Below are 14,052 nucleotides of genomic sequence, written 5' to 3'. Positions count from 1 at the left end.
TGCACTTTCCCATCGCCCACAAAAAAGGCCGCTTTTTCACAAAAGCGGCCTGTCCGAAGTAGTTAAAGACCGGCGAAAAACGCTTAAGTTCCGCAGTTAAAACAGTAACTTGCGAAATTGTATACAGGTCGTGCTATTCGTCGGATTTCGATTGTCACGCTTGTTACACAGCCTCAGGATCGGCGCCGTCATCCCTTTGAGGCTCCTCTATGAAGTTCTCCTCGATTCTCTTGTTGTCCCTTGGCCTGGTCAGTGGTTTTGCGTCCGCAGGCGGCACCACCGAAGCAGGTGTGGGCGGCGCATTGGGCGGGGTTCTTGGCTCGGTCGTCGGTCAGTCTTTAGGCGGCAATACAGGTTCCACCATTGGCGCAGCCTTGGGCGGCGCGGGTGGTAGCGCGGTCGGCGCAGACAAACGCAGCCGTGGCGAAGCCGCCATCGGCGGTGCGTTGGGCGCAGCCGGCGGTAACGTGGTTGGCCGCAGCATGGGCGGCACCACCGGCAGCCTGATCGGTTCGGCAGCAGGTGGCGGTGCCGGCGGCGCGCTGGGTAACTACATGGGCAACAAGAGCGACGACGATGATCGTCATTACGATCGCGGCGGCCGTGACCGTCGCTACTATCGCGACGGCCACCCTGGTCGCGGCCATGCCTATGGTCACCGCAAGCATCACAAGCACTATCGCCACCGTTAATCGCTGAATGGCGGCAGGTAGATCAAAAGATCGCAGCCTGCGGCAGCTCCTACATGGATTTATGGGAGTTGCCGTAGGCTGCGATTTTTTTGCGCTTTTTAAACTGCTATTCGCTCCAGCGCCTGGCGCAATCCGTTGGGAATCGGCGTAGGTTGATTGGTCGTACGATCCACAAACACATGAACGAAGCGCCCCGCCGCGCAGGCCTCGCTTTCGCCGACCTTGAACACCGCCAATTCGTACTGCACCGAACTGTTGCCCAACTTGCCGACCCTCAGACCGATCTCGATCAGATCCGGAAACGCGATCGAGGCAAAGTAATCACACGCCGAACTGACCACGAACCCCACCACCTCACCGTCATGGATATCCAGACCACCGACCTGAATCAGGTAGGTGTTCACCGCCGTGTCGAAGAAGCTGTAGTAGGTGACGTTGTTGACGTGGCCGTAGGCGTCGTTGTCGTGCCAGCGCGTGGTGATGGGCTGGAAGTGTGGGTAGTCGGTGCGTTGAGGGGTGGACATGGTTGGGCTGTTTCTCCTGGATGAATCGTGTGAGGCCGGTTGCCCTCACCCTAACCCTCTCCCAGAGGTAGAGGGGACTGACCGACGTGGTCATTCGAGGTCCGCCGACCTGAAAGATCGAGTCGATCATAAGATTGGAACGCATGAAGATCAGCTCCCTTTCCCCCTCGCACCTTGGGGGAGAGGCGGATCGATTCTCGCCCCGACATCACGCTTGAGCGAACCCCTTCCCTTGCGCCGCCAACTCACCAATCAGCCTTGCCGGTTTCCACTGATCACCCTGCCGCGTCTCCAGCGCCAGCAGCCGTTGATGAATATCTGCAAGCCCCTGCTGATCCGCCCAGGCCATCGGCCCGCCCTTGTCCGCCGGGAAGCCATAACCGTTCAGGTACACCAGATCGATGTCATGCGCCGACTCGGCAATGCCTTCCTGCAGAATCTTCGCGCCTTCGTTGACCAGTGCCAGCAGGCAACGCTCCAGAATCTCCTCCGGGCCGATTTCACGGCGCTGGAAACCCAAACCCTCACTGACACGCAACACCAGCGCATCGACCTCAGGGTCATGCTCTGCCTGACGACTGCCCGGCTCGTAGTGGTAATAACCATTGCCAGACTTCTGACCGAACCGGCCCATCTCGCACAAGCGGTTATCCACCTGAACTTCCGGGGCATCCTGGCCCTTGCCCGCCAGCTCACGAGCGCGCCATTCCAGATCGATGCCGACCACGTCGTACATGCGGAACGGCCCCATGGCGAAACCGAATCCCTGTAACGCCGCATCGACCTGCTGTGGATAAGCCCCTTCAAGCAGCATCTTGCGCGCCTCCAGCACATACGGATGCAGCATGCGGTTACCGATAAAACCGTGGCAATTGCCCGATACCACACTGACTTTGCCCATGCGCTTGCCCAGTACCAGCGCAGCGTTCAGTGCTGCCGGCGAAGTCTGCGCACCACGAACGATTTCCAGCAGTTTCATGATGTGCGCGGGGCTGAAGAAATGCAGACCCAACACTTGCTCAGGCCGCTTGGTGGCCGCAGCAATTGCATCGATATCCAGTGCCGACGTGTTACTCGCCAACAGCGCTTGCGGCTTGAGCAAGCCATCCAGCTCACGAAAAATCTTCTGCTTCAGTTCGAGGTTTTCGTACACCGCCTCGATCACCAGATCGGCATTGCGGATCGCCGCGTAATCCGCTGCGGCGCTGACCCGGGCCAAACGTGCATCAGCCTCGGCCTGATCAATCCGGCCCTGGCGCACGTTATGTGCATAAGTCTCGGCCACAGTTGCGAGCGCCTGTTCGAGCATCTGTGGATTGGTGTCCACCCATTGCACCGTCACGCCGGCATTGGCCAGACACATGACAATGCCACGCCCCATGGTGCCCGCACCGATCACCGCGGCCTGCTGAATATCGAAAGATGTCTGGCTCATGTTGTTCTCTTGTTGGCGATCCAAAGACTGGTCTCACCATAGTCAGCCAACGACACTTTTTGAAGTTTATTACCGTGATGATCGACATTCAGCGGATGGATTTCACCCCTTCCGACTGACTTGGCGCAACTCACTGTAGGAGTTGCTGAAGGCTGCGATCTTTTGATGTTAAAAACAGAGTCAAAAGATCGCAGCCTTCGGCAGCTCCTACAGGGGTTCAGAGGTGTTCTTGGGCCCAGCCCCGCACCTCGGCGTAGGGATAGTCTTCCAACGCCGCATACCCGGAAATCGTCCGCGCCTTGAGCTTGGTAAACAGTGGCACGCTGATCCCGCACAGAAACCGCGTCAGCCGTTCCGCCGTGGGTACGTTGCCGGTGTGCTGCTCGTGCTTGTGGATAAAGTCGCCGCACAGCGCTGCAAAGTTTTTATCCACAAGCGGCGTCAATTGCGGGGGTTCCGGCAACCGCGCGATATGCCCATGACACACCGAACAATGCCCACAGCGCTCTGGCGCATTGTGGTCGCCGAAATACTCGGCCAGGCGATAACCCAGGCAGCGCTCAGTGGCGAACACCTCAAGCATGGCGTGAATTCGTGCGACTTCGGCCTGCTCGTGGCGGGTGAAGTACTCGTGTAGGTCAGCGCTCAACGCGTCGCTGTCAAAGTCGCTCTGCAGCACGCTGTAGACCTCGGTCATCTGCTTGCTCTCAAGCTCGACCCAGCCCTTCTCCTGGAAGTAATCCAGCGCCTTCACCACCCGATTTCGCTCAGCCGAATATTGCGTGTACATCGCCTCGAAACTCACGGTCGCCCAGGTTCGCGCACGGCTCGACGTCTGGATAATCGCCGCGACAAAATCCTTGCGTTCGCCCTCGAAACGTTCGAGCAGCGCGTCCGGTTCCAGCAAGTATTTGAAACGGTATTCGGCGTAGTACGCGTAGCGCGGCGCGATAAGGCCACGCAGCTCCAATTGCACCAGCAATGTCTTGAGCGGCAACGCGCGGATGTTGCTTTGATCCGCGAGCGGACCGAGCAGAAACTCCCACTGACCTTCCGGCACCGAGGTTTTCAACTCGTCGAGCACATAACGGATGCCATCGCGCTCCGGTGTGTCGCCGTAAACGAAGTTTTCCAGCACGTTGAGGCTGTCGCGATTGGCCAGCACCAGACAATCCGACGGCTGCCCGTCACGCCCCGCGCGGCCTATTTCCTGGCTGTAGTTTTCGATGGATTTGGGCAGGTCGAAGTGCACCACATTGCGGATGTCGCTTTTGTCGATGCCCATACCGAAAGCAATGGTCGCGACGATGCAATTGGACTGCCCGGCCATGAAACGCTTCTGGATCGCCTCGCGTTTATCGTGGGGTAAACCGGCGTGGTACGCCTCGGCCTGGATGCCGTTACGCTCCAGGTGCTCGGCTATGTGTTCGGCAGTTTTCTGCAAGGTGACGTAGACAATGCTCGGCTGGCCCGGGCGCTCAGCCATCCACTCCACCAGACGCCGACGCTTGTCCTGGCCGCGCACCGGCTCCACCAGCAGATTGAGGTTGGGCCGATAGAAACCGGTGGTCACCACGTCTTCGGTGGCGATGGCAAATTTGGCCTGCATGTCGGTGATGACTTTCGGCGTTGCCGTGGCGGTCAGCAGCAGGGTTTGCGGGATGCTGAACTGTCGTTGGTAGTCCGGCAGCTTGAGGTAGTCCGGGCGGAAATTGTGCCCCCACTCGGAGATGCAATGCGCCTCATCCACGACCAGCAGCGAGATCGGCACCTGCTGCAAGAAGTTGCGGAAGCGTTCATTTTTCAGCCGCTCCACGGAAATCATCAGAATTTTCAATTCACCTGATCGGGCGCGGGCCATCACGTCATTGGCATCATCGCGGCTTTGCGCCGAATCAATGCTGCCCGCCGCAATGCCGTGGCGTTGCAGGAACGCCAATTGATCCTGCATCAACGCCAGCAGCGGCGAGACCACCAGCGTCAGATTCGGCAGCATCAGTGCCGACAGTTGATAGCAAAGGGACTTGCCGGAACCTGTGGGAAAAATCGCTGCTGCCGAGCGTCCGGCCAACACCGCGCTGATCGCGGCCTCTTGTCCGGGTCGGAACTGTGGATAACCAAAAACCTGTTCCAGGGTGTTGTGCATTCGCTGTCACTCCTTTGACTGCTGCCATGCCAACAGCCTAGCGGGCGATCGCAGCGAGTCGAGAAAAGGTCGGGGGCCAAATCGATACGGAATGATACAGCGATTCACCTAAACGCCACGGTCCCTGTGGGAGCGGGCTTGCCCGCGAAGAGGCCGGCACTGACTACACAAAATCTAAACGTTCACGGCTGCAACACGGCCACCCGCAGCTGTTCATTCAACATCTGCTCATGCACACCCAGGCTTTTGCTCGCCCATAACGCATGGGCCGGGCTGATGTCGCCGGTGAACGCTGCCGCCAATTGACGCAGATCGGCAACACGGCGTACCTGTGGACAAAACGGTTGTTCAGCGCAGTCCTGACTGGCGTTGCGATAGGTGCTCAGCAAGTGATCCCACAAACCGTCGCGCAGTTGTCTGATCGACTTCAACTGCACTTGCGGCACACCCAGCTTCTGCTTCAAACCCGACTCGTCCAACGCTTCGCTGGCGAGCAGGGCTTTGCCGAACATCAGCACCTCGGCGCGGGACGCCGTGTCGATATTCGCCTGACTGTTGAGTGCGTCCGGCCATCCGGTGCGATTCAAATGATCGAGTACCAGCGGATTGCCAACGTCGGCGGCCATTGCCACACGACAACCACTGGCCCACAGCAATACGATCGAGGCCATTCGTAGCCATTGCATACCTAATTCCCTTTAAGCGCGTATCGGACGCTTGGAAACGTCCTACAGATTCTGGCGCGCACGATACAGCGGTTTACCGCGAAACGCCTGACAAACACGTGGGAAATTTCCGATCTAAGGGTTTTGCCTTGAAAACGTCATGAAAACCTGTAGGGCAAGTACCCGATACCCGGAAAAACCCCTACGAACTCTGTCCACTCTGGCCGCCTTGTCCCACTGCGCAATGCCCTCCTATAGTGGCCGGCGCGACTTCTCAAAGGACAGCCTTACTCCATGAACTCACTGCATCCGCCCACCAACCGCTATCGCCGTTTGAAATCCAGCTACAGCGAAAATCCGGTGCTGGTCATCGACACAGACGCCTGCCACGAAGACTTGGTGGACGCCGCTCACCAACGACTCTCCGCCGCGACGGATCTGCTGGAAACTCTTTACTGCATGTGTTTTCAACAAGCAGACGTCAAAGACATCCCCAACATCCTCACAGCGCTTTATTTATTGACTCAAGACGGCTGCGAACTACTGGAAGTTGCAAAACTTAAAAACACTTCCAAAAACTAAAAGCAAACAAATAACAAACCCGGAAACAACCCACTTCTTTGCCCTTAAAAAAAACGACATTACGTTGACTGCTCTTTCATTAAACAAGAGCAACAAACATGACCGTACTCACTATTTTCTTTTGCGGTACTGGCTCCAATAAGTTTGATACGCACCATGAAAACTTTTGGAACGGCGAACTGATTTCCACACTGGCTGCAAATCATTGCGGTCGCGAGTTTGCCGAATGGATCGTCGTCGACGGACCCGGCAGCGGTAACCTGCAAGCCGATGAACTGTTCACCAAAACCAAGGAGTACGGCCTCAGCGGCACCTTATTCGGCAAGGGTTGGGAAGAAAACGTGCAGCACGCGCTGAATATCATCAAGGGCAAATGTGACTGGCAACGCGAGCAACTGACCGAAGCCGAATACAACCGCCTCAAAGCCGCTGGCATTCCCATTGACGATGTCAAGGTCGAAGGCTCGTGGTTGGAGCGAAAGTATAACTACGGCGCCCGTAGCATTACTCAACAGAGGTTACAGGAAGGGATTATCAGGACTTTCCGCAAAGATGGCGTTATTCCCACCCGCGTCAATCTGGGGGGTTGGAGCCGAGGCGGCATAAGTTGCCACATGCTGGCTAACGCCATGTTCACTGACAGTGCACTGAAAAACATTCCGGTAAGGATTTTTGCCATTGACCCGGTTCCGGGCATCGGCAACTTCCAGAAACACCGAGTAAAACTTAACGCCAACGTTAAAGAATATGTTGGTTTCTATGCTCGGGACGAACGCTCCAAAGGTTTCGGCTGCGTCATCCCGCAAACCGCCACCGGCACCAAGACGAGCATCTTTCCAATGCCTGGCCGCCACGCCACCCTCGTCGGCAACGCCGCCGCTGACGGCCACAGCGGCCCAAAAATGCTGGCCGAACCCGGCCTGATCGTCCGCCACTTCGCCGAAGTGTGCTTAAAGCGCTGGGGCACGCCGCTGAGCAAGACCCTCAACCTGACCGACGCCGATCTGCGCCAACACAGCGACACCATCGTCAACGCCGAGGCGAAATACAAAGCCATGGAAAAGTGCTCGTACACCTACTTCACCGAGCTCCACAAAGGCGAACGCTATGTGTCGCTGGGTAGCAAGGGTGTACCGTTCTCGGCGGTGAAAGGCTCGATTTACGCGCCTGCAACCGGGCTGACGACCAGCGTGCTGGATGTGGCGGCGTATCGGAATATTGGTTGAACGCTGTGGAGAATGAGCGGGAGAAAAAACCTACAGCAATTGCCTATTGGGTATTCGTCCCGTTCCTACAAACCCAGACTCCCTTGCCGTCTATCGCGGCTCGATGGCTCGAATCTATAGTCGTGTCTGCCGCTGCCAAATCAGCGGCTCGGGTTTGGTCACCTGAAATCGAGAGAGAGAAACTGCGCATGCCCTTGTATGCTTGCCGCGATCTATTGCGCGGCATGCTTTATGGCGGCTGTGTTTGGGACGCTTCGGCGTACACGGAGTTCTCTCTCTCTGGTTGACCAACCCAAACACAGTCGCCTCCCATCGTTTGGTCATGATGGCGGCGGCTATTGGAACGCCTATAGAGAGAAGAACAATGAAAGCATGGAACCCGCTCACCCCTGATCACTACCGCCCACTCGAATCCAACCTCACCGACACCAAGCCCCTGATCATCGACACAACGGCTAACCCCCAAGACATCCTCGAATGCGCCGTCCAGCGCCTGCGCGCCTCCGCCGACCTGCTAAAAACCCTCTACTGCCTCAGCTTCAAACAAGCCGACCTAGAAGACATCCCCCACATCACCCACGCCCTCTATCTGCTGACGCAGGATGGCTGTGACCTGCTGCAAGTCGCGCAACAGCAGATGCTCAATTGGAAAGCACCAGCCTGAAATTAAGTGATCGGATCGCTCTCACGCATTACCTGAGAGCGATTGAAAGAACCGAAAAGAAAAACATTGGAGCGGTCATAAGCAGCAGCTCTCGGAAGTGAGTTGCCTTGCAGTAGTCTGGCCAACGTAAACAGTGAGCAGCGTATTTGAGCACGGACACGTTTCGACCCAAGGTTTGCGAAGTGAAGGGCCAACCCACATGGGTTGAACGCAAACTTCCAGACCTGCGTACCCTGGCTCGTGAACTGCGTACTCAGACGATTGATGAAGTCCTCGCGGCTACCTCCCACGAGGACGCTGTCGAGGTTACAGCTCAGCACCTTGGATTCAGTCACCCTTCAATCCTGTCCCTGTCGGTAGAAACGCCTTGGGGCGAAGTAACGATCCTGCGCAGCAGCATTTATCACATCGTTGAAAAGCGTAAAGATGCCCGCGAGCGTTACGTGAGACTTGCCTTGGATACGCTCACCGGCCCACTGGAAATATGGAAAGTCGCCTTCACCAACGATACCGACCGATTGGCGTTCATCGGAGCGTATGAATCAAAACGGCAAATGTTAGTGAGTGTCGCGATCGTCGATGGCCAGCTGCTCTGGAACTTCATGCACACAGACGCTAAATCGCTCAACAAGCATCGCCATGGCGAATTGTTGTACAAGCGCTACACACTTTTTGAAGGCAAAGAAAAAGGGCTACTGGTGACAGTAGCCCTCGAATTTGATGCTTGATATTCATATACACACCCTCAAGCAGGGGTGTGGAGGTCTCACCCTACGCTGATGTCCCAACCATCGACGGGGTTCCTACGCCAGTTATTGCCGCTGGGAGGCAACTGGTTTCGCGCTCGGAACCAAGGCTATTCGTCTTTGATCATAGCGTCAATGCAGAATGATGAATGGCCGTGATTCTCAAAAAATCTCCTCTCGCTGGATGTTGCAGTTTTGGCTGCTCCGGTGCGCAAAAGCGAAGCGGATAAGTGGCAATATTCTGCGAGTTAAAGCGCTTTTCTGCGGGAATAATGGCAGTCAAACCTTTGGCTGATGTTACCCACAAAAAAGCCGCCCCAAGAGGCGGCTTTTTCATTCTCTACAACCCAACTCTTACAACTTCGGCCCTGCAGCCTTGATCGCGTCGCTCACTTCGAACTTCTTGAAGTTCTCGATAAACAGACCGGCCAGTGCTTTCGCAGCTTCGTCGTATGCAGCCTTGTCAGCCCAGGTGTTGCGTGGGTTCAACAGGCCGGTTTCAACGCCCGGTACGGCCAGTGGCACGTCGAGGTTGATGGTGTCCAGGTGTTCGGTTTCGGTGCCGATCAGGGCGCCGCTCTGGATCGCTGCGATCACCGCGCGGGTAGTCGGGATGTTGAAGCGTTTGCCGACGCCGTAGCCGCCGCCGGTCCAGCCGGTGTTGACCAGGTAGACCTTGGAGCCGAAGCCGCGGATGCGCTTGATCAGCAGCTCTGCGTATTCGCCGGCCGGGCGCGGGAAGAACGGCGCGCCGAAGCAGGTGGAGAAGGTCGACTTGATGCCGCTGCCCGAACCCATTTCAGTCGAGCCCACCAGTGCGGTGTAGCCAGACAGGAAGTGGTAGGCCGCTTGTTCTTCGTTGAGGATCGACACTGGCGGCAGGACGCCGGTCAGGTCGCAAGTCAGGAAGATCACAGCGTTCGGCTCGCCACCGAGGTTGTGCTCGGAACGCTTGGCAACGTGCTCCAGGGGGTACGCGGCGCGGCTGTTCTGGGTCAGGCTGACATCGGCATAGTCAGCGTGCTTGGCATCGTCGATAACGACGTTTTCCAGCACTGCGCCGTGCTTGATGGCTTTCCAGATGACCGGCTCGTTCTTCTCGGACAAGTCGATGCACTTGGCATAGCAGCCGCCTTCGATGTTGAAGACAACGCCTTCGCCCCAGCCGTGTTCGTCGTCGCCGATCAGGTAACGGCTTTCGTCAGCCGACAGGGTGGTCTTGCCGGTGCCGGACAGACCGAAGAACAGGGTCACGTCGCCTTCTTCGCCGATGTTGGCAGCGCAGTGCATTGGCAGCACATCAGCGGCCGGCAGCAGGAAGTTCTGCACCGAGAACATGGCTTTCTTCATCTCGCCGGCGTAACGCATGCCAGCGATCAGCACTTTTTTCTGTGCGAAGTTAATGATCACGCAACCGTCGGAGTTGGTGCCGTCACGCTCAGGCACGCACTCGAAATTGGCGACGTTGAGCACTTGCCACTCATCACGGCCAGCCGGGTTGTACTGGGCCGGGTTGATGAACAGGCAACGACCGAACAGATTCTGCCAGGCAGTCTGGGTGGTCATTTTCACGGCCAGGTAGTGATCTTCAGCTGCGCCTACATGCACATGGGAAACGAAGTGCTCTTGCGCGTTGTTGAAGGCTTCTACGCGAGCCCACAAGGCATCGAACTTGTCGGCCGGGAACTTGCGATTGATCGGGCCCCAGGCGATAGCGGCCTGAGTGGAAGGCTCTTCAACGATGAAACGGTCGACTGGCGAACGGCCGGTGCGATGACCGGTGCGAACAACCAGAGCGCCGGTATCGGCAAGCTCGCCTTCACCGCGGTTCAGGGCTTCTTTTACCAGATCATCAACACTCAGATCGGTGTACACGGCGTTATTGGCTTGCGTCATGAGGTTCCCCGTCGGCCAGTGGCCGAGTGTGCTCCAAACGTTTTGTAGTAGAAAGTCGTGCACTACTACCGCGAAAAAAGTGGGCCGGATTATGCCAGAAAAGCCCAAAAAGAGTAGGGCCCTCCCGTCGTAACGGCGTAATTCCGTCGTTGAGCAGTGAATTTACCTGCGCTGAACCGTTTTAGTGCCGGGTATCTGACGGCGTGTCGACGCCCGCGCCAGCGAACAATTGAGCGATATCGGCCGCATCAAACAGGTAGCGCTCGTTGCAGAACTGGCAATCGATCTCGACTGTACCGCCCTGCTCTGCCACCAGTGCCTGCGCATCTTCCAGACCCAGACTGACCAGCGCATTGCCCGAGCGTTCCCGCGAGCAGCTGCAGTGGAAGCGCAGATGTTGCACATCGAACAGGCGCACTTGCTCTTCATGGTAGAGGCGATGCAGCACGGTTTCGTTGTCCAGGCTCAACAATTCATCGGCGCTCAGGGTGCTGGCCAGCGCGGTGATGTGCTGCCAGCTGGCGGCGCGATCTTCTTCGTCTTTCAGGCGATCTGCCGGCAGTTGCTGCAACAACATGCCACGGGCACGACGACCGTCGGCGAACAGTTTGAAGCGAGTGCCAACCTGCTGCGACATGACGAAATAGTTGGTGAAGCAATCGGACAGGGTTTCGCCATCGAGGTCGACGATGCCCTGATAGCGCTGGCCAACGGTCGGGTCGACGGTCAGGGCCAGGACGCCGTTGGGCATCAAGTCACTGAGGGTCGCATCGGCCGATACCTGATCGGCGTGATAACGCGCCAGGCCACGGATTTCACGATCGCTGGAACACTCGATCATCAACATCGGGATCGGGCCTTCGGAACGCGCCTGCAGAATCAGCAAACCGTCGAACTTCAGGGTGCCCACCAGCAGCGAGGCCGCCGCCATCAATTCGCCCAGCAGTTGCGCAACCGGTTCCGGGTACGGGTGCTTGGCGAGGACTTCGGCGTAGCTGCGCTCAAGCGCTACCAGTTCGCCGCGAGTGTCGCTGTCATCAAAGATGAAGCGTTGGGTGTAATCGGTATCCGGGAGATCGGTCATAGGTCTGGGTATCTGAATTGATGACAAATTGGTTACAAAATATGAAAATGCCGCGCTTCTTTGCACCTGTTTGGTGCGAACGTTCAGCCACGGGAGGCATTTTATGAACAATCCGGGTTTGTTCCAATCAAGGTGGAACCTCGGCCGGCTGGTTCTGTGCAACGTCGTGCCATTGGCGTTGCTGGCTTTCTGGTTATGGCCTACGGGCAACATGCTGTGTGTGATTTTCGACGAGTGGCTGTTTCGCTCGCTCAATGCACCGCTGGCCAGCAACCCGATATGGCTCCACATCTGGGCAATTGCAAGTCTGCGCCCGTTCGACATCGTCGTCGGACTGATTCTGCTGATGCTGTTGATCAAGGGCGACTGGGTGTTCAAGGCGATTGACGTGCGTCGCGCGTTTTTCGGTTTTTTCTCGATTCTGCTGTTGATGGTGGTGATTCGCGCACTGTTTTCCAAGTTCGCCGACCACATGGGCTGGCAGCACAGCAGCCCGTCGATGGTGCTGGAAGGCGCGGTGCACCTCAGCGACTACTTCCCGCATCTGGAGAAGACCTGGGAGTTGAAGGATCGCTCGGGCCAGAGCTTCCCCGGTGACCATGCGTCGGTGTTGCTGATCTGGGCACTGTTCATGGGTGTGTTCAGCCGTACGGTCGGACAGTTCGTGACGATCTGGGGCCTGGCGCTGCTGTTCATGCTGCCGCGACTGGTGGCTGGCGCGCATTGGGGTCAGGACGATTACATCGGCGGGATGTTGCTGGCGGTGTGGGCGTTGGGCTGGGGTTACTACACGCCGTTTGCGTATCACGCGGCGAATTTCTGGTTGAAAGTGACGGCACCGGTTTTCAATTTGCTGGGCAAGTTGCCGCTGGTTTCGCGGATGAGTGTCGTGCGTAGCGCCTGATACCGCAAAGTCTCTGGCGAGTGCTGCGCACTCGAATCGCCAGCAGGCTGGCTCCCACAGGGACTGCATTTCAAACTGAGGGGGCTAGCAGGCTGGCTCCCATAGTTGGATTGCCTTTCAACTGTGGGAGCTAGCCTGCTGGCGATGAGGTCAGCACAAACAACACTGAAACATCAGCCTTAGTCGTCGTTGCTGTTCCCACGAAATTTAAACAGATCCCGCCGCTGCTTCTTGCTCGGTTTGCCGTCGGTGCTCATGCCCAACGCGCCAGCCTTGCGCATTGCTGCGGCCGCTTCGCGCTTGGCAATGCTCGCCTCGGTTTCCGCGTACAACGCCTGCGCCTCGGGGGCGCCACGACGCACGATCGACAAGGCTTCAACCCTGACGATGCGCACCTCGAAACCGGTACGTATCTCGAACTCATCGCCGACGCGCGGCTCTTTGCCGGGTTTGCAGCGCTCGCCTCGACAGTGCACCTTGCCGCTCTCGATGGCCGCTTTGGCCAAGGCACGGGTTTTATAAAAGCGCGCCGCCCACAACCATTTATCGAGACGGACCTTGTCGTCCTCTTCCTGTTTTTGTGCCATATGAATTCCTCGCTCAGCCAGTAGTCGGAACTGTACTACCGTTTCTGTCGGGCGCAAGAACTCGGCCCTCCAGATAGACTGTGATCTTGGCCGGTTCATCGGCATGGAGTGATCGAGTGACTAAATTTCCGTCTTCATTAACCTCGCCAAAGGCGAGTTGCCAGGGCTGCCAGCAAAGTGAGCCGCTGGGCTTCGATTTTGCCTTCGCCTACCAACCTATCGTCGACCTGCGCGACCAGTCGGTTTTCGCTCATGAAGCGCTGGTCCGTGGTGTAGTCGGCGAAGGTGCATTGACGGTGTTAGATCAGGTTACAGAAGAGAACCGCTACCGTTTCGACCAGCTCTGCCGGACGCGCGCCATCGAAGGCGCGGCCAATCTTAATATGCAGACACACTTGTCGATCAACTTCATGCCCAACGCTGTCTATCGTCCAGAGTTATGCATTCGCAGCACGTTGGAGGCAGCAAAAAAACACGATTTCCCGATCGACCGACTGATTTTCGAAACACTGGAAAGCGAGCACGTAGATAACTATCGCCATTTGACCAATATTCTGCGTGAATACCGCGAATTCGGCTTCAAGACCGCCATCGACGATTTCGGTGCCGGTTACTCGGGGCTCAATCTGCTGGCTGATTTCCAACCGGACCTGATCAAACTCGACATGGCGTTGATCCGCGATGTCGATCAAGACCGTGTCCGTCAGGCTATCGTCCGGGGGATTGTCACAATCTGTGCGGAGTTGGACGTTACAGTCATTGCCGAAGGCATCGAGAGCGCCGGTGAACGGGATTTCCTGGCGGACTGTGGAATATTTCTGATGCAGGGTTACTGGTTCGCCAAACCTGCATTCAAAGCCTTGGCGCAGGTATCACCTGAGGCCTGGGCGCGTTAATCGTT

General features: G+C 57.2%; 15 protein-coding genes. 7 read left to right on the top strand and 8 right to left on the bottom strand.

What is annotated here, in order from left to right:
* Positions 1–209: 209 nt before the first annotated feature.
* The gene (locus tag ACA061_RS01275; RefSeq protein ID WP_150617420.1) at positions 210–692 is read left to right on the top strand and encodes a glycine zipper domain-containing protein; all 483 of its coding nucleotides are present in this window, start codon (positions 210–212) and stop codon (positions 690–692) included.
* Positions 693–790: 98 nt separating this feature from the next.
* Here ACA061_RS01275 and ACA061_RS01270 read toward each other — a convergent pair whose 3' ends face one another.
* The 4 genes from ACA061_RS01270 to ACA061_RS01255 all read right to left on the bottom strand — a co-directional run bounded on the left by ACA061_RS01270 (position 791) and on the right by ACA061_RS01255 (position 5,483).
* A complete protein-coding gene (locus ACA061_RS01270) occupies positions 791–1,216 on the bottom strand; it encodes an acyl-CoA thioesterase (protein WP_497300433.1) in 426 nt (141 codons plus the stop codon).
* Between the two features lie 208 nt (positions 1,217–1,424).
* Positions 1,425–2,651 (bottom strand): 3-hydroxyacyl-CoA dehydrogenase, encoded by a 1,227-nt coding sequence (locus tag ACA061_RS01265; RefSeq protein ID WP_497300432.1) that lies wholly within the window; start codon positions 2,649–2,651, stop codon positions 1,425–1,427.
* Between the two features lie 217 nt (positions 2,652–2,868).
* Positions 2,869–4,797: a RecQ family ATP-dependent DNA helicase gene (locus tag ACA061_RS01260; RefSeq protein WP_497300431.1), complete on the bottom strand. Its 1,929-nt coding sequence runs from the start codon at positions 4,795–4,797 to the stop codon at positions 2,869–2,871.
* A 182-nt stretch (positions 4,798–4,979) separates the two neighbouring features.
* Positions 4,980–5,483 (bottom strand): polysaccharide deacetylase, encoded by a 504-nt coding sequence (locus ACA061_RS01255; RefSeq protein WP_150603901.1) that lies wholly within the window; start codon positions 5,481–5,483, stop codon positions 4,980–4,982.
* Positions 5,484–5,756: 273 nt separating this feature from the next.
* Here ACA061_RS01255 and ACA061_RS01250 point away from each other — a divergent pair, with 273 nt between their 5' ends.
* The 4 genes from ACA061_RS01250 (at position 5,757) to ACA061_RS01235 (ending at position 8,662) form a co-directional block, all read left to right on the top strand.
* Entirely contained in the window at positions 5,757–6,044 is a 288-nt protein-coding gene (locus ACA061_RS01250) for a hypothetical protein (RefSeq protein ID WP_150617415.1), read from the top strand.
* 98 nt (positions 6,045–6,142) lie between these two features.
* Positions 6,143–7,270: a hypothetical protein gene (locus tag ACA061_RS01245; RefSeq protein WP_497300430.1), complete on the top strand. Its 1,128-nt coding sequence runs from the start codon at positions 6,143–6,145 to the stop codon at positions 7,268–7,270.
* 364 nt (positions 7,271–7,634) lie between these two features.
* Positions 7,635–7,934, top strand: a complete 300-nt coding sequence (locus ACA061_RS01240) for a hypothetical protein (protein ID WP_210701250.1) — start codon at positions 7,635–7,637, stop codon at positions 7,932–7,934.
* Positions 7,935–8,116: 182 nt separating this feature from the next.
* Positions 8,117–8,662 carry a PBECR2 nuclease fold domain-containing protein gene (locus ACA061_RS01235; RefSeq protein WP_338049948.1) on the top strand — a complete coding sequence of 182 codons (546 nt, stop codon included), beginning with the start codon at positions 8,117–8,119 and terminating at the stop codon, positions 8,660–8,662.
* 142 nt (positions 8,663–8,804) lie between these two features.
* On the opposite strand, the gene ACA061_RS01230 is transcribed toward ACA061_RS01235, so the two are convergent.
* The 3 genes from ACA061_RS01230 to hslO form a co-directional block, all read right to left on the bottom strand.
* Positions 8,805–9,017, bottom strand: coding sequence for a hypothetical protein (locus tag ACA061_RS01230; RefSeq protein WP_497300429.1), 213 nt, complete (start codon positions 9,015–9,017; stop codon positions 8,805–8,807).
* A gap of 17 nt (positions 9,018–9,034) precedes the next feature.
* Positions 9,035–10,576, bottom strand: a complete 1,542-nt coding sequence (locus tag ACA061_RS01225) for a phosphoenolpyruvate carboxykinase (RefSeq protein ID WP_047299301.1) — start codon at positions 10,574–10,576, stop codon at positions 9,035–9,037.
* A 181-nt stretch (positions 10,577–10,757) separates the two neighbouring features.
* The gene (gene hslO, locus ACA061_RS01220) at positions 10,758–11,660 is read right to left on the bottom strand and encodes an Hsp33 family molecular chaperone HslO (protein WP_042557140.1); all 903 of its coding nucleotides are present in this window, start codon (positions 11,658–11,660) and stop codon (positions 10,758–10,760) included.
* 103 nt (positions 11,661–11,763) lie between these two features.
* Between hslO and ACA061_RS01215 the strand changes: the two genes are divergently transcribed.
* Complete coding sequence (locus ACA061_RS01215; protein WP_210554382.1) at positions 11,764–12,564, top strand: phosphatase PAP2 family protein; 801 nt, start codon at positions 11,764–11,766, stop codon at positions 12,562–12,564.
* A gap of 179 nt (positions 12,565–12,743) precedes the next feature.
* Here the strand turns inward: ACA061_RS01215 and ACA061_RS01210 are convergent, their stop codons facing one another.
* Positions 12,744–13,151, bottom strand: a complete 408-nt coding sequence (locus ACA061_RS01210; RefSeq protein WP_150593838.1) for an RNA-binding S4 domain-containing protein — start codon at positions 13,149–13,151, stop codon at positions 12,744–12,746.
* A 116-nt stretch (positions 13,152–13,267) separates the two neighbouring features.
* On the opposite strand from ACA061_RS01210, the gene rimA reads away from it, so the two are divergent.
* On the top strand, positions 13,268–14,047 hold the full coding sequence (rimA, locus tag ACA061_RS01205; RefSeq protein ID WP_210554383.1) for a S6 modification regulatory phosphodiesterase RimA: 780 nt from the start codon (positions 13,268–13,270) through the stop codon (positions 14,045–14,047).
* Positions 14,048–14,052 lie beyond the last annotated feature (5 nt).

The organism is Pseudomonas sp. LBUM1668 (genome assembly GCF_059695715.1).
The sequence above is the reverse complement of the archived record's forward strand: the minus strand, read 5'-3'. Positions and strand labels throughout refer to the sequence as shown.